Source organism: Fusibacter fontis, from assembly GCF_055378735.1.
The window spans coordinates 1870189-1895852 of the sequence record NZ_AP042445.1 but is presented as its reverse complement, the minus strand read 5'-3'; the positions used below and the strand labels follow the sequence as shown (position 1 = coordinate 1895852).

General features: G+C 37.1%; 24 protein-coding genes. 23 read left to right on the top strand and 1 reads right to left on the bottom strand.

The features are described from left to right. The first annotated feature begins 107 nt into the window (after positions 1-107). The 7 genes from ACZ41W_RS08645 (at position 108) to radA (ending at position 13631) form a co-directional block, all read left to right on the top strand. Positions 108-2474, top strand: coding sequence for a glycogen/starch/alpha-glucan phosphorylase (locus tag ACZ41W_RS08645; protein WP_464311579.1), 2367 nt, complete (start codon positions 108-110; stop codon positions 2472-2474). 30 nt (positions 2475-2504) lie between these two features. Then, complete coding sequence (locus tag ACZ41W_RS08640; RefSeq protein WP_464311578.1) at positions 2505-3461, top strand: ROK family protein; 957 nt, start codon at positions 2505-2507, stop codon at positions 3459-3461. A gap of 3 nt (positions 3462-3464) precedes the next feature. Beyond that, positions 3465-4772 (top strand): glucose-6-phosphate isomerase, encoded by a 1308-nt coding sequence (locus ACZ41W_RS08635; protein WP_464311577.1) that lies wholly within the window; start codon positions 3465-3467, stop codon positions 4770-4772. Positions 4773-4992: 220 nt separating this feature from the next. Continuing rightward, complete coding sequence (gene nrdJ / locus ACZ41W_RS08630) at positions 4993-7344, top strand: ribonucleoside-triphosphate reductase, adenosylcobalamin-dependent (protein ID WP_464311576.1); 2352 nt, start codon at positions 4993-4995, stop codon at positions 7342-7344. Positions 7345-7594: 250 nt separating this feature from the next. Then, entirely contained in the window at positions 7595-9679 is a 2085-nt protein-coding gene (gene fusA, locus ACZ41W_RS08625) for an elongation factor G (RefSeq protein WP_464311575.1), read from the top strand. Positions 9680-9829: 150 nt separating this feature from the next. Continuing rightward, positions 9830-12283, top strand: coding sequence for an ATP-dependent Clp protease ATP-binding subunit (locus ACZ41W_RS08620; protein WP_464311574.1), 2454 nt, complete (start codon positions 9830-9832; stop codon positions 12281-12283). Beyond that, entirely contained in the window at positions 12270-13631 is a 1362-nt protein-coding gene (gene radA / locus ACZ41W_RS08615; protein WP_464311573.1) for a DNA repair protein RadA, read from the top strand. Before ACZ41W_RS08620 ends, radA begins: the two co-directional genes overlap by 14 nt. A 124-nt stretch (positions 13632-13755) precedes the next feature. Here radA and ACZ41W_RS08610 read toward each other — a convergent pair whose 3' ends face one another. Next, positions 13756-14151 carry a nucleoside triphosphate pyrophosphohydrolase family protein gene (locus ACZ41W_RS08610; RefSeq protein WP_464311572.1) on the bottom strand — a complete coding sequence of 132 codons (396 nt, stop codon included), beginning with the start codon at positions 14149-14151 and terminating at the stop codon, positions 13756-13758. A 205-nt stretch (positions 14152-14356) separates the two neighbouring features. Here ACZ41W_RS08610 and ACZ41W_RS08605 point away from each other — a divergent pair, with 205 nt between their 5' ends. The 16 genes from ACZ41W_RS08605 (at position 14357) to nusG (ending at position 25654) form a co-directional block, all read left to right on the top strand. Continuing rightward, the gene (locus ACZ41W_RS08605; RefSeq protein ID WP_464311571.1) at positions 14357-14839 is read left to right on the top strand and encodes a CarD family transcriptional regulator; all 483 of its coding nucleotides are present in this window, start codon (positions 14357-14359) and stop codon (positions 14837-14839) included. A gap of 120 nt (positions 14840-14959) precedes the next feature. After that, positions 14960-16063: a PIN/TRAM domain-containing protein gene (locus ACZ41W_RS08600; protein ID WP_464311570.1), complete on the top strand. Its 1104-nt coding sequence runs from the start codon at positions 14960-14962 to the stop codon at positions 16061-16063. 135 nt (positions 16064-16198) lie between these two features. After that, positions 16199-16930 carry a 2-C-methyl-D-erythritol 4-phosphate cytidylyltransferase gene (ispD, locus tag ACZ41W_RS08595; RefSeq protein ID WP_464311569.1) on the top strand — a complete coding sequence of 244 codons (732 nt, stop codon included), beginning with the start codon at positions 16199-16201 and terminating at the stop codon, positions 16928-16930. A 10-nt stretch (positions 16931-16940) separates the two neighbouring features. Next, positions 16941-17417: a 2-C-methyl-D-erythritol 2,4-cyclodiphosphate synthase gene (gene ispF, locus ACZ41W_RS08590; protein WP_464311568.1), complete on the top strand. Its 477-nt coding sequence runs from the start codon at positions 16941-16943 to the stop codon at positions 17415-17417. A 13-nt stretch (positions 17418-17430) separates the two neighbouring features. Further along, complete coding sequence (locus tag ACZ41W_RS08585) at positions 17431-17688, top strand: cysteine-rich small domain-containing protein (protein WP_464311567.1); 258 nt, start codon at positions 17431-17433, stop codon at positions 17686-17688. Positions 17689-17716: 28 nt separating this feature from the next. Next, entirely contained in the window at positions 17717-19204 is a 1488-nt protein-coding gene (gltX, locus tag ACZ41W_RS08580) for a glutamate--tRNA ligase (RefSeq protein ID WP_464311566.1), read from the top strand. 132 nt (positions 19205-19336) lie between these two features. Continuing rightward, a complete protein-coding gene (locus tag ACZ41W_RS08575; protein ID WP_464311565.1) occupies positions 19337-19771 on the top strand; it encodes a Mini-ribonuclease 3 in 435 nt (144 codons plus the stop codon). Positions 19772-19808: 37 nt separating this feature from the next. Then, on the top strand, positions 19809-20177 hold the full coding sequence (locus tag ACZ41W_RS08570) for a hypothetical protein (protein ID WP_464311564.1): 369 nt from the start codon (positions 19809-19811) through the stop codon (positions 20175-20177). Positions 20178-20246: 69 nt separating this feature from the next. Beyond that, the gene (thyX, locus tag ACZ41W_RS08565; protein WP_464311563.1) at positions 20247-21008 is read left to right on the top strand and encodes an FAD-dependent thymidylate synthase; all 762 of its coding nucleotides are present in this window, start codon (positions 20247-20249) and stop codon (positions 21006-21008) included. Between the two features lie 15 nt (positions 21009-21023). Next, positions 21024-21764 (top strand): 23S rRNA (guanosine(2251)-2'-O)-methyltransferase RlmB, encoded by a 741-nt coding sequence (rlmB, locus tag ACZ41W_RS08560; protein ID WP_464311562.1) that lies wholly within the window; start codon positions 21024-21026, stop codon positions 21762-21764. Next, positions 21748-22287 (top strand): NYN domain-containing protein, encoded by a 540-nt coding sequence (locus tag ACZ41W_RS08555; RefSeq protein WP_464311561.1) that lies wholly within the window; start codon positions 21748-21750, stop codon positions 22285-22287. The genes rlmB and ACZ41W_RS08555 overlap by 17 nt, the downstream gene beginning before the upstream one ends. Positions 22288-22490: 203 nt before the next feature. Next, on the top strand, positions 22491-23126 hold the full coding sequence (sigH, locus tag ACZ41W_RS08550; RefSeq protein WP_464311560.1) for an RNA polymerase sporulation sigma factor SigH: 636 nt from the start codon (positions 22491-22493) through the stop codon (positions 23124-23126). A gap of 69 nt (positions 23127-23195) precedes the next feature. After that, positions 23196-24386, top strand: coding sequence for an elongation factor Tu (gene tuf / locus ACZ41W_RS08545; RefSeq protein ID WP_464311559.1), 1191 nt, complete (start codon positions 23196-23198; stop codon positions 24384-24386). Between the two features lie 311 nt (positions 24387-24697). Continuing rightward, positions 24698-24847, top strand: coding sequence for a 50S ribosomal protein L33 (gene rpmG / locus ACZ41W_RS08540; RefSeq protein ID WP_464311558.1), 150 nt, complete (start codon positions 24698-24700; stop codon positions 24845-24847). A gap of 32 nt (positions 24848-24879) precedes the next feature. Beyond that, positions 24880-25086 carry a preprotein translocase subunit SecE gene (secE, locus tag ACZ41W_RS08535; protein WP_464311557.1) on the top strand — a complete coding sequence of 69 codons (207 nt, stop codon included), beginning with the start codon at positions 24880-24882 and terminating at the stop codon, positions 25084-25086. Positions 25087-25126: 40 nt separating this feature from the next. After that, positions 25127-25654, top strand: a complete 528-nt coding sequence (gene nusG / locus ACZ41W_RS08530) for a transcription termination/antitermination protein NusG (RefSeq protein WP_464311556.1) — start codon at positions 25127-25129, stop codon at positions 25652-25654. Positions 25655-25664 lie beyond the last annotated feature (10 nt).

Sequence of the window (25664 nt, the reverse complement as noted above, 5' to 3'; positions counted from 1 at the left end):
AGAATGTATGCGAACGAAAATATGTAGAGCGATGAAATGCTCTACGGAGTTGGAAACGTTTCCATATGAAATGTTTTCCGAATGAAACTAATTATTGGAGGTTACTTATGAAAAAGTACACAAAAAACATTCAGTTTTTCTTGAAATCAGAGTTTGGAAAATCGCTCGAATCAGCGACAAAACAAGAGATTTACTTTGCACTCTCAAAGGCAATTATGTCTGAAGTTGCAGAGCCATGGGAAAAGAGCATGGAAGTATATAGCCATGACAAGCAAGCGTTCTATTTTTCTGCGGAATTCTTGATGGGGCGTGCACTTGGCAATAATTTAATGAACCTCAATTTATACCACGACATTCAAGAGGAGTTAGAAGCTCTAGGTATCAATCTTAACGAACTCGAGGAGATTGAGGAAGATGCAGGACTTGGAAATGGTGGATTAGGTCGACTTGCAGCATGTTTTCTAGATTCAGCTGCAACGATGAACGTGCCACTTCACGGTTATGGCATCCGTTATGATTTCGGAATTTTTAAACAGTATTTTGAAGAAGGATTCCAAAAAGAAGCTGCAGACCATTGGTTAAAAAATGGTGATCCATGGTCAATTAGACGTCCGGATGAAGCTGTTGTGGTTCATTTTGCCGATGGCGACGTATTGGCTGTTCCATACGATACACCAATTATTGGTTACGGTACAAATAACATCAATACCCTTAGACTTTGGAAAGCAGAGCCTGTTGTACCATTTGATTTTGAGAAGTTTAACGATCAAGAGTACGATCAAGCAGTGAGCCTTAAAAATAGAGCTGAAGATATTTCTAGAGTGCTTTATCCGAATGATTCAACTAACGAAGGAAAAATCCTAAGACTAAAACAACAATACTTCTTTGTATCTGCTTCTTTACAAGATATCGTAAAGAAATATAAAAAGAAACACGGCAACAATTTTGAAGAGTTTCCAGAGTTTGTAGCGATTCAGTTAAATGATACACATCCAGTTGTAGGGATTCCAGAGTTACTACGTATTTTAATTGATGAAGAAGGTGTTTCTCAACGTCATGCAGGTGAAATCGTTCAAAAAACATTTGCTTATACAAACCATACAATTCTCAATGAAGCCCTTGAAAAATGGTGGGTTGACTTTTATAAAGAGTTGTTGCCAAGAGTATATGACATTATCGTGAAACTCGATCGCCATTTCACGTATGAACTGAATAAAATGAATTTCCCAAAAGAAAAAATCAAACACATGCATATCATTCAAAATCATATGATTCATATGGCTTATCTTGCAATTTTTGGTACAAAAGCGACGAACGGAGTTGCAGCGCTTCATACGGAAATTCTTAAAAATCAAGAATTGAAAGATTGGTATGAACTGTATCCAGATAGATTCCAGAATAAGACAAATGGTATTACTCAAAGAAGATGGCTTTTACTTGCAAACAAAGAGTTGACTGAGATGATTACAGACGTACTCGGCAACAAAAAATGGGTACGCGATCTTGATCAGTTAAAAGAACTCAGAAAATATGCGGATGACACAGCTGTATTAGATCGTTTTATGGCTGTAAAAAAAATGAAGAAAGAGCAACTTGCAAGTTATATCAAAGAAGTTGAAGGCATTGAAATTGATCCAAATTCTATTTACGATATTCAAATTAAACGTCTTCATGAATATAAGAGACAATTGTTAAATGCATTCCAAATTATGAATTTGTACTTTGATATTAAAGAAAATCCAAGTCTCGACATCGTTCCAAGAACATTTATCTTTGGCGCTAAAGCTGCACCTGGATACTTTAGAGCAAAAGGAATTATTAAGTACATCCATGAAATCGCGAAACTCGTGAACAACGATGCGGATGTTGCTGGTCGAATTAAAGTCGTATTTGTATCGAACTATCGCGTGTCATATGCAGAAAAATTGTTCCCAGCTGCGGATTTGTCAGAGCAAATCTCAACGGCGGGTAAAGAAGCGTCTGGAACGGGTAATATGAAGTTTATGCTTAATGGAACGCCTACAATTGGTACATTGGATGGTGCAAACGTAGAAATCGTTGAAGAAGCTGGTAGTGAAAACAATTATATCTTTGGCGCTGAAGTAGATGAACTTGAAGCGATCAAAGATTCGTATGATCCGAAAGTGATCTACAAAGAAAATAAACGATTGAAAAAAATCGTGGATACACTCATCGACGGTACATTTGACGATGGTGGCACAGGCATGTTTAAAGAACTGTATGATGCCCTGTTAAAAGGTGCTTCATGGCATCAAGCGGATAACTATTTTATATTGAAGGATTTTGATAGCTATGTAGAAGCTCAAAAACGAGTAGATCAAGACTTTAGAGACACTTATGGCTGGGCGAAAAAATGCTGGATGAACATGGCAGGTGCTGGAAAGTTTAGTAGCGATAGAACGATCTTAGAATACGCAAAAGATATTTGGAATATCAAAAGGATTGATGTATAATAGACTCAAACTTAGAGTTTGGAGGATTTCATGTATATCGGAATAGATTTAGGTGGGACAAATATTGCTGCAGGCATAGTTAAAGAAAATGGTGAGATTGTTCAAAAACTTTCAGTACCGACGCGAGTAGAATCTGGCTTTAACGGTATTGTAGATGATATGACAAAATTAGTAAAGGATTTGCTCAATCGTTGTGATTGTAGAGATGAAGTGAAGGCAATTGGCATAGGAATTCCAGGTATCGCAGACCCTGTCAGTGGAAATGTCATCGCATGTGTCAATTTAAATTGGTATGATGTACCCCTTAAGCAGTTATTATCTGAAAAAACAGGTTTACCTGTTTTCTTAGATAATGACGCAACGGTTGCTGGCGTTGCAGAATTGCAGGTTGCTCAGCACGGTAAATACAAAAATGCCATTTTATTAACACTAGGAACAGGTGTGGGTGGATTTGTCATGATAGATGGAAAAGTAATTTCTGGAAGTCATGGTATTGCCTCTGAGCTGGGTCACATGATTATTGGCGAAGGTCTTTATGATTGTAATTGTGGTAGAAATGGTTGTCTTGAAACATTTGCATCGTCAACAGCAATTATTCATTATGCAAACTATCTATTAGATCAAGGTAGGGAATCCTCAATTCTCACTGCTATCGAAGGGGATCGCAAACGCGTTTGTGGAGAAATCATTTTTGCAGAAGCGAAAAAAGGGGATGCATTAGCACTTGAAGTAGTGAATCGAATGGTCAAATATCTTGCGATTGGTATTATGAATACGGTTTGTATGTTTGATCCAGAAGTGATTTTACTCGGTGGTGGGATATCCAATGCGGGTGCGATTTTAACTGATTCACTCAATCGTGAGCTCGAGTCTTTGAAATATTTTAAAGCGGTTCCTTTTGGTAAAATTGAGATTGCTCAACTAAAAAATGATGCAGGTATTATTGGTTCCGGTATGTATGCGATGTTAAGTCTATTGAATTCTTAAGAAATGGAGCGTAAAATGATCAAATTTAATTATGAAAATGCGTTAATCAGAACTCATGAATATGAACTGTTAAAACCGTTTATTCAAACAGCGAGTCAATTACTTGAAAGTGAAAAAGGACCAGGAAACGACTACGTGGGTTGGCTCAATTATCCAAATCATTATGATCAAGCAGAGTTTGAACGTTTAAAAAAGACGGCAGCACGGATCAATGAAATGGCAGATACTTTGATTGTCATTGGAATTGGCGGATCCTATCTAGGCGCAAAAACAGTTATTGATGCATTGTCGCACAGTTTTTATAACGAACTGCCTAAAGAAAAAAGAAAAACAGCTAAAATTTATTTTGCTGGCCATCATATTAGTGGAGAATATTTAAGTGATTTACTTGAAATGGTAGAAAACGAATCGGTTTGTTTAAATGTCATTTCAAAATCAGGCACAACGACAGAGCCAGCAATTGCTTTTAGAGTGTTGAAAAAAGCTCTTGAAAGCAAATATGGTAAAGAAGAAGCTGCAAGACGCATTATTGCAACAACGGATGCGACTGGTGGCGCGCTTAGAAAACTAGCTGATGCAAATGGATATGAATCATTTGTCATTCCAGGTAATGTCGGTGGACGTTACTCAGTGATAACGCCTGTTGGGTTATTGCCTATAGCGGTTGCTGGAATCAATGTCGATGAGTTTATGACGGGTGTTGCAGATGGTCATAAAGAGTTTGCAAACGAAAATATCGATGAGAATCCATGTTATCAATACGCACTTTTACGAAATGTTCTCTACAATAAAGGAAAAGAAATTGAGGTTCTTGTTAATTATGAACCTTCAATGGCATTTTTAGCGGAATGGTGGATGCAACTCTACGGAGAAAGTGAAGGAAAAGAAGGCAAGGGAATTTTCCCAACGAAGATGAACAACACAACAGATTTACATTCCATGGGACAAATGATTCAAGATGGCCCAAGACATGTGTTCGAAACCGTTGTAAGAGTCGAAAAAGTTCAAAAAGATATTGTTATCGAACTTGAGGATACGGATTTAGATGGTCTAAATTACCTAGCTGGAAAAACCATGAGCTATGTCAATGAAAATGCATTTAAAGGCACTTTAGAGGCACATGTTGATGGAAATGTTCCGAATCTCATTATTTCTATCGAGAAAAAAGACCCATACCACTTGGGAAAATTGATGTATTTCTTTATGAAAGCATGTGGAGTAAGCGGTTATTTATTGGGTGTAAATCCATTTGACCAACCAGGTGTAGAAGCTTATAAAAAGAATATGTTCAGGTTGTTAGGTAAAAAATAGTGAATGTATATATATAGTAAAACGTATAGGTCTTAATATCTATATGTAGTATGAAACGGAGAAAAGCAAGATGTTTTTCTTCGTTTTTTTGTGTTTTTTTGGGGTAAATTCATAGACAGTTTTTTGATGCGGTGCTACAATATCTAGGTAAATGATGACACAAAAATACTAAATATAGTATGAAATATTAGAAAATTATGTGATCAAAGGGGTGTGCCACATGAAAGTAGTTAAGAGAGATGGAAGCGTTGTAGAATTTGAGGTTGGAAAGATTGTAAGAGCGATTGAGAAGGCTATGAAAGAAACCACATTAGGGATTGATAAGCCCCTTTGTGAGACGATTGGTGAGCAAATTGTTGCAGCTTCGCAAAAAAGAGATTTACCTATTTCAGTCGATCAGATTCAAGATCTTGTAGAAGAACTTTTGATGGAGAGTCCGCGAAAAGACGCTGCCAAAAAATACATCATATATAGAAATGAAAAAGATAGCACGCGTGTCACTCGAAAAAAAGAAGATAATCGACTTTTGACAGATGAGTTTATTAGCAAGTATAAGCATATGGATTCACCAATGCAACAATTGGGTGATTTTGTTTACTATAGAACGTATTCAAGATGGTTGCCAGAAGAGAAAAGAAGAGAGTATTGGTGGGAAACCGTTCGACGTGCAGTGGAGTATAACTGCTCAATTACTCAGACCAATCGCTCTGAAGCGGAGGAGTTGTTTGATAATATCTTCCATTTAAGACAATTTTTATCTGGAAGAACTTTCTGGGTAGGTGGAACATCCGTTGCAAAACACTATCCAATGGCAAATTACAATTGTAGCTTCCAAATCGTCAATAACTTCAGTGCATTTAAAGACATTTTCTATTTGCTCATGATTGGTTCAGGCGTAGGCGTTAGAATATTAAAAGAAGACGTTGCACAACTTCCAAAAGTAAGAACTGACTTTGAAGTGGTTCACAAAGACTATGCGCCGCTTCCAAGAAGTGAACGTGAAGACAACACAAGCTTAGAATTTTTCTATAATAACACCGTTAAAATTACCATCGGAGATTCAAAAGAAGGTTGGGTACAATCTTTAGACTTCTTTATGCAACTCATTCACAGCAATGAGTATAGAAACATCAAAACCATTATCATCGATTACGATCATGTACGACCAAAAGGCGAAAAACTTAGAACATTTGGCGGAACGGCGAGCGGACATACGAGCTTGAAAAACATGTTCCATAAAATTGACCGCGTCGTGAAAAAAGCTGGAATTTTAGCTGAAGCTAAAATGGTAAAACTTCGACCAATTGATTGTTTGGATATTGCCAATGTCATCGGAGAAAATGTGGTTGTTGGAGGCGTTAGACGGACTGCTGAAATCGTCCTTGTCGATGCAGATGATCAAGAATGTATCGAAGCTAAATCTAAGCTGTATACATTAGAAGAAGGCAAATGGGTGGTAAATGAAGAAATTTTACACCGCCAAATGAGCAATAACTCCATTTACTATAAAGAAAAACCATCAAGAGAACGATTGAAGTGGCAACTTGAAAGAATGCGTTATTCTGGAGAACCGGGCTGGGTGAATGAAGTGGCTGGATCGAAAAGAAGACCAAACTTCAATGGAGTGAATCCATGTGGCGAAATTCTGCTAGATAATAAAGGCCTCTGTAATTTAACGACGATCAATGTATTTGCATTTGTGGATAAAAACAATAAATTAGATGTTCAAGGTTTACTCAAAGCTCAAAGATTATCTGCGAGAAGTAGTTATCGTATGACTTGTGTGGAACTCGAACTTCCAATGTGGAACAATGTCCAACAAAGAGATAAACTCTTGGGATGTTCGTTAACGGGTTGGATGGATATGGTCAATGCGACTAAAATTACCAAAGAAGAACAAGCGAATTTGTTGAGATTATTGAGAGATGCAGCTCGCAAAGAAGCTGAGATGTATTCTGCAGAGTTAGGTGGACATGTACCAGTTCTTGTAACAACCGTTAAGCCTGAAGGGACGCTTTCTCAATTGCCAGTGGTTTCCAGTGGGGTTCATCATTCGCATTCTCCTTACTATATTCGACGTGTGAGAATCAATTCACATGATCCACTTGTTAAAGTTTGTGAAGAGTTAGGATATCCAGTCCTTCCAGAAGTTGGACAAGAGTGGGAAACATGCACGACAAAAGTGGTTGAGTTCCCGGTTAAAGCGCCAATTGGAACGACTAAATACGACGTAAGTGCGATAGAACAACTTGAAACTTACAAGATGTTCATGGAACATTATGTGGATCATAACTGCTCAATCACGGTATCGGTAAGACCGGATGAATGGGAACTCGTTGAAGAGTGGGTTTACAACAATTGGGATGATACAGTGGCACTTTCTTTCTTACCACTTGACGATAGCTTCTATCAATTATTGCCATATGAAGCGATTACTGAAGAAGAGTATACTCGACGCGCAGCTGAAATGAAGCCATTTAGACCTTCTTTGATTACGAAATATGAAAAAGAAGAAGCGGAGTTTGACATCGGATCTGATGGCTGTGACACAGGTGCTTGTCCGGTGCGTTAGTAGAGAACGACCAACAACTAGAGATATGATCTATTTGAGTGAATTATTGTTTAAACTTTAAGAATACATTTAAGACCACATTTAAGACCACATCGTAAGAGCAGGATTGAACACGCGTCCATTTCACTTATGATGTGGTTTTGTTTTTTATTGTTTTTTTAAATCTCAAGAAGGAAAAAAGAATAAAATATAGAATATTATAACTAGTGCAAATATTCAAACAAATCCAACTTGAGAGGAGAATTTTCGAATGAAAAACTACGCAGTTGACAAAATTAGAAACGTTGCATTTTTAGGTCATGGAGGAAGTGGAAAAACAACATTAACTGAAGCTTTGCTATTTACCACAAAAGTGACTAGCAGAATGGGTAGAGTCGATGATGGAAATACAGTTTCAGATTATGATAAAGAGGAAATTAACCGTAAATTTAGTATAGGTGCATCACTTATTCCAATTGAATGGCATGAACATAAATATAACTTTATAGATACTCCTGGATATTTTGATTTTGTGGGTGAAACCATGAGTGCATTAAGAGTTGCAGGCGGCGCAGTAATTATGGTAGATGCGGCATCTGGTATTGAAGTAGGAACAGAAAAAGCATGGAATTTCACTGAAAAAAGAGACATGCCAAAGATTATTTTTATCAATAAAATGGATAAAGAAAATGTGAATTACGTGAAATTGATTAAAGATTTGAAAGATACTTTCGGGAAGAAAATAGCGCCATTTTGTATTCCGATAGGTGAAGGCGCTGATTTTAAAGGCTTTGTAAATGTAGTGGACCAAGTTGGCCGTATTTTTAATGGATCACAGTGTGAAGATGCTGTAATCCCAGAAGAGATGGAACAACGCGTTCGACCAATTAGAGACATGCTCATTGAAGCGGTAGCTGAGAGTGATGAATCTCTTATGAACAAGTATTTTGAAGGGGAAGTATTTACCAATGAAGAGATCCATGAAGGGCTAAGAAAAGGCGTTATTTCAGGAGACATCGTTCCAGTTATCGTGGGGGCAGTTGAAAAACGAATTGGCATTCATACGATGATGGATATGATTTACGATTATTTCCCAACACCTAAAGAGTTAAATGGTGGCGTGTACAAGGGAATGCATCCAGATACAGAAGAAGAAATCGAGCGCGTGTTGGACGAAAAAGAACCATTTTCAGCATTCGTATTCAAAACCATCGTCGATCCTTTTGTTGGAAAAATTTCACTATTTAAAGTCTATTCAGGTGTTGCTAAAAAGGACATGGAGGTACTCAATAGCAATCGAGATGAAAAAGAACGCATCGCATCTCTCTTTTTACTCAGGGGAAAAGAGCAGCTCGAAGTAGATCGCGTCATAGCTGGAGATATTGGCGCTACTGCAAAACTTCAGTATACATCAACTGGCGATACACTTTGTGATAAAGATCATCCGATTAAATACATTGGTATCAATATGCCTAAACCAGCTTTATTTATGGCAATCGAACCTAAGTCAAAAGGTGATGAAGAAAAGATCTTCTCTTCACTTCATAGATTAACAGATGAAGATCCATCGTTTATGCTCGAAAGAAATGTAGAGACACATCAAACGTTATTGGGTGGCCAAGGAACCATGCAGGTTCAGGTCATTACAAGTAAACTAAAAAATATCTTTGGCGTAGAGGTGACTCTTGCAAATCCTAAGGTTGCTTATCGAGAAACCATCAAAGGTGTATCCACTGTTCAAGGTAAGCATAAAAAGCAATCTGGTGGTGCTGGTCAATATGGTGATATTCACGTGAAGTTTGAACCATGTAATGAATCGTTTATTTTTGAAGAAAAAATATTTGGTGGATCTGTACCTCGTCAGTACATTCCAGCAGTTGAAAAAGGTCTTCAAGAATCCCTAGAGCATGGTGTTTTAGCGGGATGTCCGGTAGTGAATTTAAAAGCAACTTTGTTGGATGGATCTTACCATCCGGTAGATTCATCGGAAATGGCCTTTAAATTAGCAGCACATTTAGCATTTAAAAAAGGTGTTGAACAAGCACAACCGGTTTTACTTGAACCAATCGCTCACGTTGAAATCTATATTCCTGATGAGTTCATGGGCGATATTATGGGCGATATGAACCGTCGTAGAGGGAGAATTCTCGGTATGGAACCAAATGAAACAGGCTATCAAAAGGTTATTGCAGAAGCGCCACAAGCAGAAATGTTTGCCTATGCAACCGATTTGAGATCGATGACTCAAGCAAGAGGTTGGTTTAGCATGAGAGTGGAACGTTATGACGAAGTACCAATGCAAATTGCCCTTAAAATCATTGATCAGGTGAAAAAAGACAATGAAGATCTTAAATAATTTAGAGAATTCTATAAATACAAAGAAAAGCCTAATAGAGAAATAGGGGGAAGTGTCTGTTTTGGAAAACAAAACAGACACTTTTATTTTATACTCACTCTTTTCATTCAGGATAAATATTGATAAACTAGAAAGAAAAAGGAGACAGTGATGCTAGATTATAATTTTGATGAAAAGGCAAATGATGTGATTAATTTTGCGTTCTCAGAAGCAAGAGATTTAGGCCATAGTTATGTGGGTACGGAGCATATCTTGCTAGGACTGTCTCTGATTAAGGGAACGAAAGTAGCAGAAACGTTTTTATACTATCGAATCACAGCAAAAGATATTAAAACAGAATTGATTAAGTTAATTGGACGCATCTCAGATTTTGACGGCATTGTGGACTATACCTTGCGTGCGAAAGAATGTTTGGCTCGTAGCTACCAATATGCTGTGAAATCCAATAATTCGGAGATTTTACCAGAACATTTATTTATGGGAATTCTTGCAGATAAGCAGTCCATTGGATATAAAGTGTTGTCGAAACTCAGTTTAGATATGTCAAAACTCGTTCACGAGTATGATGTACACAAAAAAGAAGCTTCAAATCTTTTAAAAGCAGATTATTTAAGAGGTCATGAAGTGAAAACATTAGATTTTGATGAAAATTATGAAGAAGCGACTCAAAATATACTCAATCAAATTGGTTTTGATCTAACTGAAGCAGTTAAAGATTCGCCAGATGCAGTTACAATTGGCAGAGAGCTCGAAATTGAAAGATTGATCCAAATTCTCACGAGAAAGACCAAAAACAATCCGTGCCTAGTGGGTGAACCTGGAGTGGGTAAAACGGAGATTATAAGAGGCCTTGCAAGAAGAATTGTCTTAAATCAAGTTCCAGATTCGTTAAAAAACAAGAAAATATATGAGATAAATATGGGATCCCTCGTGTCTGGTACCATGTACCGAGGTCAATTTGAAGAACGCATGAAAGAGCTCATCAAAGCGTTGACTGAAAATGAACATACGATTGTGTTTTTTGATGAAATTCATAATTTGGTTGGCATTGGTGCAACGGGTGAAAAATCAATGGATGCCTTTGGAATGTTGAAACCGTATTTAACAAATGGTTCAATTCAGTTAATTGGTGCGACAACTTATCACGATTATCACAAGTATATAGAACCCGATCAAGCCATTACTCGAAGACTTATTATTTTAAAGGTTGAAGAACCTTCAAAAGAAGAAACTTTAAAAATACTGATGAAGATCAAATCAAATTATGAGAAACATCACAATGTCATCATTACAGAAAAGGCGGTGCAAACGGCAATAGAATTATCGAATCGTTATATCTTAGATCGAAAACTTCCAGATAAAGCGATTGATATTATGGACGAATCTTGTTCTAGAAAAAGAAGTGAAAGTCTAAAAACAATTGAAATCGTCGAAGAAATAAAATATCGTTTAGGTAAATTAAAAGAGGAAAAAGAAGCGCTGATCTTGGAAATGAAATTCTCGGAGGCATCAAAAATTCAACAAGAAGAAAAACGCATTTTAGATCATATAGAGAAAAATGAAAAGGCGAAGGCAATTATGTCTTCGCAGATGCTCGTCGTGGATGAATCTGATATTGAAAGCATCGTTTCGGAATGGACCAAAATACCGGTGACGAAACTCTCGACACATGATAAGGAACGCCTGTCGCAGATTGAAAAGAGATTAAATGAACGTGTCTTTGGGCAAGAAGCGGCAATTGAATATGTTTCAAAGGCTCTTAAGCGATTTAGGACTGGGATTAAAGATGCAGATAAGCCTGTGGGGAATTTCTTGTTTGTAGGACCTACTGGAGTGGGAAAAACGGAGCTTGCTAGAGCGATTGCAGACATTTATTTTGGTAGTGAGAAAAGTATGATCAAAATTGATATGACTGAATATACTGAGAAACACGCCATTTCAAAATTGATTGGATCTCCACCCGGATATGAAGGTGCGCGGGAAGGTGGATTTTTAACCAATGCGATTGCACAAAATCCTTTTTCAGTGGTTGTATTTGATGAAATTGAAAAAGCACACTCAGAAGTCGTGAATATCCTACTTCAAATTATGGATGAGGGAATATTGACAGATGGACGCGGAAGAACTTACGATTTCAAAAATGCATTAATTATCATGACTTCAAATTTGGGAATTGGAGAAAAAGCACCAAAGCAAGTAGGATTTGTGAAATTAAGTGAAGAAACCGAACGTGATATAGAATTGAGAGAAGCATGTATCAAACATTTTAAACCAGAATTTATTAATCGAATTGATGAAATCATCGTGTTTAAAGGATTAGAACATTCTGCTTTGGTGGAGATTGTCAGAATTAAACTTGAAGAATTAAAACAGCTCATGCGACAAAAAGAAATTGAACTGACGTTTACAGAAGCTGTATTTGAACATGTGGCAACTCGTAGCTATAATGAACAGTACGGTGCAAGGCCGATAAAACGAACTTTAGATAAACTTGTTAAAGATCCAATAGCAGATTTAATCTTATCAAAAGAGATTCATAAAATAACGATTGATTGTATTGACGGAGAAATGATCATAGAAGGGGAGTTGTATGTCCAAAGTTAAGTCAAAATTTGTCTGCCAAGAATGCGGTGCAATTGCACCTAAATGGCTTGGAAAATGTGTAGAATGTGGTGCATGGAACTCAATTGTTGAAGAATTGGAAGAGAAAGTCGAAAAAAAGCAGACTTTAAATATTGGTGGTGAATCTAAACCTGTAAAGATTAAAGATGTGGTATTTGATTTAGAAGAGCGCTATTCCACAAAATTAAGCGAACTGGACATCGTGTTAGGTGGCGGTATAGTCAAGGGGTCACTGATTTTAGTTGGAGGTGATCCAGGAATTGGAAAATCAACACTCTTGTTGCAAGTGGCGAGCAATCTCTCCACGCAAGAAAAGATCGTTTTATATGTGTCGGGAGAAGAGTCTGTCAAACAGACAAAGCTGAGAGCACAAAGGCTTTCTGTCGACAATGAATCCCTCTATATCATTTCTGAGAATAATATTGAACGCATTAAATTTCACGTTGAACAGTTAAAACCTGATATATTAATTGTCGATTCAATTCAGACTGTTTTTAATCCTGAGATTGCTTCTGCACCTGGAAGTGTCAGTCAAGTCAGAGAAGCGACCAATCAATTTATGAATATCGCAAAGAAGTTTGGTGTGAGTACGTTCTTAGTGGGACACGTGACCAAATCAGGGGCGATTGCAGGCCCTAAAATTCTTGAACATATGGTAGATACGGTTCTTTATTTTGAGGGAGAAGGACACAATTTATTTAGAATTTTACGCGCAGTGAAAAATCGTTTTGGATCAACAAATGAAATTGGCGTTTTCGAAATGACCAGCAGTGGACTTAAAGAAGTGGATAATCCGTCTAAAATTTTCTTGTCCGAGACGAGTAAAAAGTCGCCTGGTTCAATAATCGTACCTGCATTAGAAGGCACTAGAACGGTTCTGGTGGAAATGCAGTGTCTGGTTTCTCAGACCAATTATAATTTGCCAAGGCGAATGGCGATGGGAATTGACTTTAATAAAGTGGTTTTGTTAATCGCGGTACTTGAAAAAATTGTTGGACTGTCATTATACCAACAAGACATCTATATCAATGTCGTAGGGGGTGTTTCTATTGAAGAACCGTCGGCAGACTTGGCGATTGTAATGGCCATTGCATCAAGCTATAAAGACGTTCTTGTACCAAGCGATATGATTATTTTCGGCGAGGTCGGTTTAACAGGCGAGATCCGAGCAGTCAATCAAGTACAACAGAGAATTAATGAAGCGGCGAAGATGGGCTTTAAAAAAGCCATCATCCCACATGGGAATTTAGAGGGATTATCGAGACCAGATGGATTTACTGTTGTTGGATTAAAACATGTGGATGAGATGCTCTCGTATTTCTTGGAATAGTTTTTGATGAGAAAAGTGTAGATTAAATATGAATAAGGGGCTGTTGCAAATCTAAGAATTAGATAAGCAACAGCCCCTTATTAGTTTGAGTGGATGTAGTTAGGTGTATCTAGTAAAGACTGTTCTAGTAAAGACTGTATCGGCCAAGCGTGCTAATTTTTTTGTATTCTTTTAAAAGAACATCATACAAGTTCACATCAAGTGAATTGCAGAGCGCAGCGATATAAAATTCTAAACGTCCTAGCTCTTCTTCGATTTTTTCGCGACACACAGGGCAAAGTTCACCTTGTAAATGTTCCGCCTTAAATTTCTTTAAATCTTCGTAAGATAAGTCTTCTGGAATGTTTGACTTAGAAACATCAAGCGTCACACAACCGCAGTTTGTAATGGACTTAACGACAGCTCTATTGGTTTTTGAAGCAGAATCAGAAAGTTTGCTGAGTATATCTAATAGGTTTGCGTGTCTAATTAGGACTTCATCAACCTTGTTTTGAAATTCATCATAAATGACATCTTTCATAATGCCTCCTTAAAATTGTATGAGTATTCTAAAAATTGTATAAATTTATTTTAACACAAAAGCATCTAAACGAAAAGGTTAAAAGAATTGTGAATTTGCAACAGAATTTTATTGACAAGCATATTACCAAATAGTAAAATTAAAGTTTGTTGAATAAAGGTCAAATTTGGGGTATAATAATAACAGAGACTCATGGAGGTAGAATATGTTTAAAATTGGAGATAAGGTCGTTTATCCGATGCATGGTGCTGGGATTATAGAAGCGATTGAACACAAAGAACTCATGGGAACCGACAAAGAATTTTACATCCTAAAATTGCCTACGAAGAATATGAAAGTCATGATTCCAACCGAGAACGCTGAAAATCTTGGTGTAAGAAGTGTCATAGACAAAGGTCGTTTTGACGATATTCTGGATTTGTTGTCGAAAAACAAAGAGAAAATGCCGGATAATTGGAATCACAGGTATCGTGCAAATTTAGAAAAGGTAAAAACTGGGGATATTTTTGAAGTGGCTGCAGTTGTGAGAAATCTTGAAATCTTGGACAGAGAAAAAGGATTATCAACAGGAGAAAGAAAAATGCTCATCAGTTCTAAACAAATTCTAGTGAGCGAATTAACCCTTGCAAAAGGAATTCGTGAAGAAGAAATCATCGTTTTAGTAAATGAAACAATTGGAAGACAATAATCTATTTGTTTACATTTTATCGAGCTATGTTACAATTAAATAGAATTTGAGTAATCAAATGAAAATATCAGAGCATCGTAAGATGCTCGATTTTTTATGAGGGGAGAACAATCAGCCAAAATGATGGAAAAGTTTATCAAATACGTTCTTACATTTGTTGGATTGAGTATTGGTGTCACAACTGGGACACAAGTGGCCGATTATTTATATAAATATCATTTTTTGAACTTAAATAAAATCGTATATGAAGTAGCTGTACCGCTTATTATTGGGTTATTTTTTGGGTTGATTGCATACGCTACGTCAAAGTTGATCATTCAAGGTGGACAGAAGTTAGCGCATTACACACAAGCAGAGCTGGAAAAAATTCCACAACAAGATTTTATTTTTGGCTTAGTAGGGGTTATTTTTGGACTCATGATCGCATATCTCATCAGTGGATTGTTTGAAATTATCCCGATTGTCATGGTGGCAAACGCTGTAAAAGTGTTGAGTTTTTTGTTTTTTGCTTATTTAGGGGCATCGTTATCTCTCAAAATATTTAAAGAGCAATCAAAATTGACAGAATGGGCCAAAAAGCTGACATCTTCTAAACCAATAAAAGCATCTTCCGTCGCTCATGGTGGAAAACCCAAAATTCTCGATACAAGCGTCATCATTGATGGGCGAATCGCGGATATTTGTAAATCTGGATTTATTGAGGGCGAAGTGATCATTCCTGAATTTGTCCTTGGCGAATTGCGTCATATCGCAGACTCATCTGATGCGCTGAAGCGTAACAGGGGTAGAAGAGGGTTGGATATATTAAAAATCATTCAAAGGGATTTACCGGTCCCGGTTAAAATTGTGGATATTGATTTTGAAGATATCAGTGAAGTGGATGTAAAACTGATTCGACTCGCACAAAAGATGAATGGTTCTATTGTAACCAATGACTATAATTTAAATAAGGTTGCGACGCTACAAGACATTGCAATTCTCAATATCAATGAGCTTGCTAATGCTGTAAAGCCTGTGGTTTTGCCTGGCGAGGAGATGTCCATTCACATCGTTAAAGAAGGCAAAGAATTTCATCAGGGCGTTTCGTATTTAGACGATGGAACGATGATTGTTGTAGAAGATGGTCGTAAATTCATGAATGAGCATATACAAGTGGTTGTGACAAGTGTTTTACAGACAGCCGCTGGAAGAATGATCTTTGCAAAATCTAAAAAGGAAGCCTAACTAACTGTAAAAATAGATCATTTAAATATAAATTCGATAAGAATTAAATTAGGAAACCATTTTTTGTCGCAGATAGATGCGATAGAGGATGGTTTTTGTTATAATACAAGAGAATGTATAAATTGAGGTGTCCGCATGTATAAAAATAAACGTATTGTCGCCTTAGTTCCAGCTGCTGGTTCAGGCACTCGAATGGGAATGAATCAAAAAAAACAGTTTCTTGAACTTGAGGGAAAGGAAATCCTCAACTGGACGTTAAAGCATCTTTTGCTTTGTGCATTGATTGATGAAGTCGTAGTCATTGCGCCAGCTGAAGATTGTGCAGAATTAGCAGTAAAAATCAGTGAATGGAAAGTATCAGATGGGTTTTTAATACCGATTCATGTAGTTGAAGGTGGTCAAACACGCCAGTTATCTGTAAAAAATGGCTTAAATTTTTTGGATCATTATCAAAAAAACTTTGACTATGTTCTGATACATGATGGTGTTCGCCCATTTCTACCATATGATCAAATCCAAGTGTTTTTAGATGAATTAAGTAATAGAGCGGTAAAGGGTGTAATTGCCGCAACACCCGTTACGGATACGCTTAAGCAGGTAAATGACTCGCTTGAGATCGTTGAAACAATTGATCGAAGTAAAGCATGGGCCGTGCAAACGCCACAGGTGTTCGATTACAAGACGCTTCATACCTGCCACTTTTCTGTCGAAGCAGAGAATGCCACTGCAACAGATGACGCAGCACTGCTAGAAAAGTTCGGCTTTACTTGTGGCGTTCTAAAGAGCAACGACCATAATATAAAAATTACAAAACCTTTTGATTTGCTTGTTGCAGAGGCAATTTTGCGAGTCTATTATAAACAGTGAGGAGTGTGCGATGCGAGTAGGAATTGGCTATGATGTACATCAATTAGTGGAAAATAGAGATTTAATCATTGGTGGCGTAAAAATTCCACATCATTTTGGACTTTTGGGTCATTCAGATGCAGATGTTTTGTTACACGCAGTGATGGATGCAATTCTAGGTGCCTTGGCACTGGGCGATATTGGGAAACATTTTCCGGACACTTCTGACGCTTATAAAGGTATTTCGAGTTTGATTTTGCTCGAAAAAGTATCTGAACGCATGGTTGAAGAAGGCTATGCGATTGGGAATTTAGATGCGACCATTGTAGCTCAAAAGCCTAAAATGGCACCATTTATTGAAGAAATGAGACACAACATCAGTTCAGCGTTAAAATGTTCACTTGATAATGTCAATGTTAAAGCAACTACTACAGAAAAATTGGGATTTGAAGGGCAAGAACAGGGAATTTCGAGTCAAGCAATTGTGTTACTAATAAAAAATCACTAGGAGGATATCGAACGTGAGTGAAAAATACAAGTTTCATCAACACCGCGAATGTGAATTTTTTCCGTGCCATAAAGGAATCGATGTAGAAGAATTTAATTGTTTGTTTTGCTATTGTCCACTTTACATGTTAAAAGATGAATGTGGCGGAACATTTCAAATGAATCATGGAATTAAAGACTGCACCAATTGCACAAAACCTCACGATCAAGATAGTTACAATCACGTGATGTCAAAGATTAAGCTAGTGATTGAAAGAGGATCGGATTTTTAGTATAATAGGACGAATAATAGGAGGAATGATGATGAAACCAAGATTGAGATTTGCACCGAGTCCTACTGGATATGTACATATAGGCGGATTGAGAACGGCTTTATATAATTATTTGTATGCAAAACAAAACGAAGGGACTTATTTGATTCGTATTGAAGATACCGATCAAACCCGTCTTGTTGAAGGCGCAATAGAAGGCATGATTGAGGCGATGACTTGGGCAGGCGTTCAACATGATGAAGGACCATTTTTTAATTCAGATAAAACGCAGATTGTTGAACAGGGAGATTTTGGCCCTTATATTCAGTCTAAGAGGTTGGATATCTACCAAAAACATGCTGAACAATTAATTGAAAGTGGACATGCTTACTATTGTTTCTGCACGAAAGAACGTCTTGAGTCGGTGCGAGAAAAGCAAAAAGAAGAGGGGTTAACACCTAAATATGACGGGCATTGTAAATCGTTGTCCCAAGAAGAAATCAATCAAAAGCTAGCTGCAGGAGAAGATCATGTCATCCGTTTAAAATTACCTGCAAATAGAGTGATTGAATTTGATGATGCCATCAAAGGAAAAGTGACTGTAAATACCAATGATTTAGACGATCAAGTATTGATGAAGACGGATGGATTCCCTACTTACCATATGGCAGTGGTTGTGGATGATCATTATATGGGCATAACACACGTTGTGCGAGGTGATGAGTGGCTCATTTCTACTCCTAAACACGTCTATACGTATGAAGCGTTTGGATGGGAAGCACCTCAATTTGTTCATTTGCCAGTTATTTTAAGTCACACTAAGAAAAAACTCAGCAAACGTGAGGGCGATGTAGCGGTTGAAGATTTCAGAAGAAAAGGATATTTACCGGAAGCGCTTATTAACTATATTGCATTAGTAGGGTGGTCGCCTGAAGATGGACAAGAAATTATGTCTATTGAAGAAATGATTCAAAAGTTTTCGTTTGATCGCGTATCCAAATCAAGCGGCGTTTTTGATGTAGATAAACTCAATTGGATGAACAATCACTATATAAAAGGATATGACTTAGATCAATTGACGCATCTTTGTCGACCACATCTTGTTGCTGCAGGATTTACAACTGATGAGGCATTTGAAGAGAAATTTGAATGGCTTAAAAGAGTTGTAGAGGTTTTGAGAGAGCGATTAAACAAACTGGAAGATTTAAAACAATTCGATACATTTTTTAGCCGACGTGATGTTGAGATTGAAGATAATGAAGCTGATGAAATTATTAAAATGGAACACGTTCCGTCATTGTTAAATCTTTTTGTTGAAAAAATGTTTGCTTGTGAAACCATTACCGCTGAGCAAGTGAAAGTTATTTTAAAAGAAATTCAAAAAGAAACTGGACATAAGGGAAAAAATTTATTTATGCCAGTTCGTGTAGGAATTACAGGTCAGGTTCATGGACCAGATATTGCACTTGTTATTGAAATATTGGGTAAAGAACTTGTAAAAGAGAGAATACAATTTTGTTTGAATCACCATTGTTAGAAATATAAACTCGGGAAACTTTCTTTCCCGAGTTTTAAGTGTATTTATGAGATTTCGGAAAAGAAAAGACTATGACACGCGATACGAATGTTAATTTTCGTATAAATTGTGTACAACAAGGAAGTTATTTAGATGGATAAATTTATTACTGCGATGCATTTAAAGGCGTTAGATGAACAAACGGTTCGGATGATGAATCCATTAAAGCTCGCCTACGTTGGAGATGCGATCTTCGAATCCTATATTCGGACGTATCTTGTGAATAGTACGATTTTAACGCCTCATGAAATGTCTAAGAAGGCCGTATTATATGTGAAGGCATCGGCTCAAGCTCGACTGATCAATGGCATTAGAGAACACTTATCTGAAGAAGAATGGACTCTCGTTAAGCGTGGTAGAAATCAACACACTTCTTCAGTGCCTAAAAATGCACTGTTGAGTGATTATCGATATGCAACGGGATTTGAGTCTTTGCTAGGCTATCTTCATCTAATTGGTAATGAAGATCGAGTGATAGAAATCATCAAATTGGGAATTGAGTATTTAGAAAGCGTCCCGAAAGAGTAATTTGAAAAAAATATACATGTAGCACGTAGGAGAACTTATGAAAAATGCATCAGCTACACAGAAATCAGGAAAAAATAAACGGGCTAAAGAGGAAAAAACAGCCCAGGTAGAAAAACACAAGTGGTCAATTAAAGAAAAAGTACTAGTTGTCATGACGGTATTGCTATTGTTGGTACTCATCGTTAAATCGTGTGCCTTTGATGCGTATGATGGAAAACCAGTAATTGAGATTGATCGCTATATGAGTGAAACATACGATGGAACATTATATGAATTTGGAATTTTAAAAGTTCGTTTGATTGAATATAAAGAAACAGATGGAAATTTCGCAGTACATATGAGGCGCTATCTATTGGGCATACTGCCGCTTGGAGATTCATATGCCGATGTAAAGGCGGATTTATAATATAGTAGATATGCAAAGAAAATTCAACAAGTAAGGTCATTATTTTAAAGTAGAAAGCAGGTACGCAAAATGAAGGTACAATTAATTGCCTATACGCCAGATCCTGAAAAAGTAATAGCAGCATCGGCAAAGTTGTGTTATTCGGCGACAGATGCAGTTCATCTTATGGATCAATTGGATGCAGAAAAGACAGAGTTTTTTCTAGATAAGTTAATGGAACTTGGTCATCACTCTCCGGTAGAGCATGTGAGTTTTACTTTCGCGGTAGAAGGCGTTAGCCGGGTTTTAACACACCAACTCGTACGTCACAGAATCGCTTCCTACTCACAACAATCACAAAGATATGTTAAACTTGATCAATTTGAATACATTATTCCGCCTGCAATTGCAGCGTCGAGTGAATCTAAGGCGATTTTCATACAGTCTATGGAAATGGCACAGAAATCCTATAATACGCTTGTTGATTTACTTGAAACCAGCATCAAAGAAACGCTCATTCAAGAGGGCGTACCTGAAAAGAAAGCAGCTGCACAGGCTGAGAAACAGGCAATTGAAGATGCGCGTTTTGTATTTCCAAATGCTTGCGAAACGAAAATTGTTATTACAATGAATGCACGTAGTCTAATTAATTTCTTTCAACATCGATGCTGCAATCGCGCACAGTGGGAAATTAGACTTTTAGCGGATGAAATGCTGAAATTAGTAAAAGAAGTTGCGCCAACTTTGTTTAAAGAAGCAGGTCCTAAATGTTTGCAAGGACCGTGTCCAGAAGGCAAGATGACTTGTGGTCAAATTCAGACAGTCAGAATAAAATATGCACAATTAAAATAAGACAGGAGGTGCAGAGTGGAAGATATTATTTATGGTAAAAATCCCGTATTAGAAGCTTTAGAAGCGGGTCATGAAATGAATAAAATGTTGATTTTAGAAGGTTCAAAAGATAAAAATTTACAAGTGATTATCGAGAAAGCGCGTGCAAAGAAAATTTTAATTCAATTCACTGAAAGAAAATTTCTCGATAAAATTGCTGAAGGAGAGAATCATCAAGGCGTTATCGCGTATGTTTCTCCGTATAAATATTACGAGATTGAAGAAGTTTTAGATCATGCAAAACAAAAGGGCGAAGCGCCATTTCTGATAATATGCGACGAAATTACGGATCCTCATAACCTTGGCAGCATAATACGTACGGCAAATGCAGTAGGGGCACATGGTGTTATAGTCCCTAAAAGACGAAGTGCGGCGATCAACCAGACTGTTGTTAAAACATCATGTGGTGCGGTCGAATATGTTCCTGTTGTTAGAGTAGTCAATATTGCACAAACCATTAGCAAATTAAAGGATTTAGGCGTTTGGGTTGTTGGCACAGACATGGATGCACCTGTTTACTATGAAACCAATTTAACGGGCAGTATTGCTGTTGTTATTGGAAATGAAGGGGACGGCATAGGTCGACTTGTTAAAGAATCCTGTGATCTCATGGTTTCTCTTCCAATGCATGGAAAAGTGAGTTCTTTAAATGCAGCGGTAGCTGGAAGTATTGTGATGTACGAAGTTGTAAGGCAAAGACATGTCGGAAAAAAATGAAGTAAAACGCGGTAAGCTCCATGAAATTAAATATTTATTCATTGATGGATATAATGTCATTAATCAAAGCAAAAGATATACAAATGAAGGCAATCTTGAAGAGTCAAGGAGATTGCTGATTCATCAATTGATTGAATATAAGGCTTTTACCAATCAATTGGTTACAGTTGTCTTTGATGCGCATCAAGTTAAGGGCATGCAACCTAAAATTGAAAAAATTGAAGGCGTAACGGTGGTGTTTACGCGTGAACGTCAAACGGCAGACTCTTATATAGAAGTTGAGGTTGCAAAGTTGTCCAAGAATCCGAGAAACTTAATTCGAGTGGTAACTGGAGATTGGGCGGAACAGCAAGCGGTTCTTGGAAGTGGCGCTTTAAGAGTGACGGTTCTAGAATTTATTGCGGAAATGAACCAAACAAATCGTCGAATTGAAAAGGTGACGGATCCTGTGAATATACCACAGACCTTCGCTGGATTAATGGACGACCAGAGCCTCGAAAAACTGAAAAAAATGCTAAAATGATGGATACTTGACGTTCCGAATATGAATACTATATAATGATTTTATGAATTGTCATTGAGGAAACTGATATTCTCAATTGTCATACGGAAACTGATATTCTCAATTGTCATTAAGGAAACTGATATTCTCAATTGTCATAAGGGAACATATTTTCCCAATTGTTACAGCGGAACTGACGTTCCTAATGGGGGAGGACAACTTGGATGGAGTTAGCAAATACAATAGATGACGAATTTCTCGATGAAGAGTTGATTGTTGAAAAGGCAAGAAAAGGCGATTTGAAAGCACAAGAAATTATCATTAGACGTTATAAGAATTTTGTCAGATCAAAAGCGCGTTCATATTTTTTAATAGGGGCTGATAGAGAGGACATCGTCCAAGAAGGCATGATTGGCTTGTTTAAGGCGATGAGAGATTATCAACCCGACAAAATGTCTTCATTTAGATCGTTTGCTGAACTGTGTATAAAGCGTCAAATCATCACGGCAATAAAGACGGCTACCCGCCAAAAACATATTCCTTTAAATTCATACGTTTCGCTTAATAAACCTATATATGATGAAGATACGGGAGATCGAACTTTGTATGAGGTAATGAATACCAATAGCAAAGAACTTAATCCGGAAAGTCTCATCATAAAAAGAGAAGAACTCAGCCAAATGGAAGAGAAAATGGGTGAAGTTTTGAGTGATTTAGAATGGAAAGTGTTAAATGCGTATCTCGAAGGTAAATCTTATCATGAGATTTCAGTTGAGATGAACAAACACGTTAAGTCGGTAGATAATGCGCTTCAAAGAGTTAAAAAGAAGATGGAAAAACACATTGTCAATTGGATTTGAAACTAACAGTGCCAATAGCAACTGTTAATAATAAGAAATTATTTACATTTATAAGGGAGGAACTTAACAATGGCAAAGCAAAAATTTGAAAGAAACAAACCGCATTGTAATATTGGAACAATCGGTCACGTTGACCACGGTAAAACAACATTAACAGCTGCAATCACAAAAGTATTATTCGAAAAATACGGCTTAGGCGAAAAAGTAGATTTCGAAAATATCGATAAAGCACCAGAAGAAAGAGAAAGAGGAATCACAATCTCTACAGCTCACGTTGAGTATGAAACACCAGCAAGACACTACGCACACGTTGACTGTCCAGGCCATGCTGACTACGTAAAAAACATGATCACAGGAGCAGCACAAATGGACGGATCGATCTTAGTTGTATCTGCAGCTGACGGTCCAATGCCACAAACAAGAGAGCACATCCTTTTATCAAGACAAGTAGGCGTACCATATATCGTAGTATTCTTAAACAAATGTGATATGGTAGATGACGATGAGTTATTAGAACTTGTTGAAATGGAAGTAAGAGATTTATTATCACAATACGAATTCCCAGGCGATGATACACCAATCATCAGAGGATCTGCATTAAAAGCACTTGAAGGCGATGCAGCATGGGCAGAAAAAATCATCGAAATGTTCGATATTATCGACACATATATCCCACAACCAGAAAGAGCAACAGACAAACCTTTCTTAATGCCAGTTGAAGACGTATTCTCGATCACAGGTCGTGGTACAGTAGCAACAGGAAGAATTGAAAGAGGCGTTGTAAAAGTACAAGAAGAAGTAGAAATCGTTGGTCTTGCAGAAGCACCAAGAAAAGTAGTTGTAACAGGCGTAGAGATGTTCAAAAAACTTCTTGATGAAGGTCAAGCAGGCGATAACGTAGGTTTATTACTTCGTGGCGTACAAAGAACGGAAATCGAAAGAGGACAAGTTCTTGCAAAACCAGGAACAATCAAACCACACACAAAATTCGAAGCACAAGTATACGTACTTACAAAAGAAGAGGGCGGAAGACATACTCCATTCTTCAAAGGATACAGACCACAATTCTTCTTCAGAACAACAGACGTTACAGGTTCAATCGAATTTGCTCCAGGTGTTGAAATGTGTATGCCTGGCGATAACGTAGAGATGAAAATTGAATTAATCTCACCAATCGCAGTAGAAGAAGGTTTAAGATTCTCAATCCGTGAAGGCGGAAGAACAGTAGGCGCTGGTAACGTAAATAGAATTCTTGAATAGATTGTTTGAGAAAAAAAGCATTTAAAAAACACTTGAAATTATCAAAAATATATTGTAGAATACTATAGGTATTTAATTTAAAATCTATTATGTATTTTCTAATATTACTTTAGAGAATAAGGACTAGTGGCAACTAGTCCTTATTTAACTTGCTAAAGTTGATGAATAAATGTTAATATTATTTCGCATGCAAGAAAGCGTGCTTTTATTGACATGCGGTTTATTTTATGGTAGGTTAGACTAGTAATGTTATAACCGAGTATATTGTGCATTGCCAGGCACGTACAATAGTTGGTTTAGGAGGTGTCGAAATGAGAGTTAACATCGCGTTAGCATGTACTGAGTGCAAAAACAGAAATTACAACACGACAAAAAACAAAAAGAACAACCCAGACAGAATCGAAATGAACAAATATTGTAAATTCTGTAAAAAGCACACGGTTCACAAAGAAACTAAATAGTTTCTAATAATTATATTAAGGGGTTGAGATAAATGGCTTCTAGTAATGTAAAAGAAAATAAGTTCAGTGTGAGTAAATTCTTCAAAGGTATTAAGAGTGAAATTAAAAAGGTAACTTGGCCAACTCGCAAAGATGTATGGAATTACACAGTGGTAGTACTTATCATGAGTGCCTTCTCAGCAGTGACTATTGGTTTGCTAGATGCTATTTTTAAGTTTCTCTTCAATTTACTTGCTTAAAACTGATCCGGTAACAATGGGAGGAGGTTTATTTTAAAACATGGCAGAGACGAATGATGCGAAATGGTACGTTGTTCACACGTATTCAGGTCATGAAAATAAAGTGAAGGCCAATATTGAAAAAATCGTCGAAAATAGAGGCATGGAAGATGTGATTTTACAAGTTGTTGTGCCGACAGAGACGATTGTAGAAATTAAGGCTGGCAAACGAAAAGACAAGTCTAAGAAAATCTTCCCAGGTTATGCGTTAGTAAAAATGTTTATGACAGACGAATCTTGGTATGTCGTACGTAACACAAGAGGAGTAACAGGTTTTGTTGGCCCAGGTTCAAAACCGATTCCATTAACTGACGAAGAAGTGGAAAATATGGGTCTTGAAAAAAGAACAATTCACATCGAATTCGCTGTGGGTGATTCTATTACTGTTATATCCGGTCCATTTGAGAACTTTATTGGAACTGTAGAGGAAATCCATATGGAAAGACAATCGATAAAAGCAATGATATCGATGTTCGGTCGCGAGACTCCAGTGGAACTCGAGTTTGATCAAGTTAAAAAGAATTTCTAAGGAGGTGAAA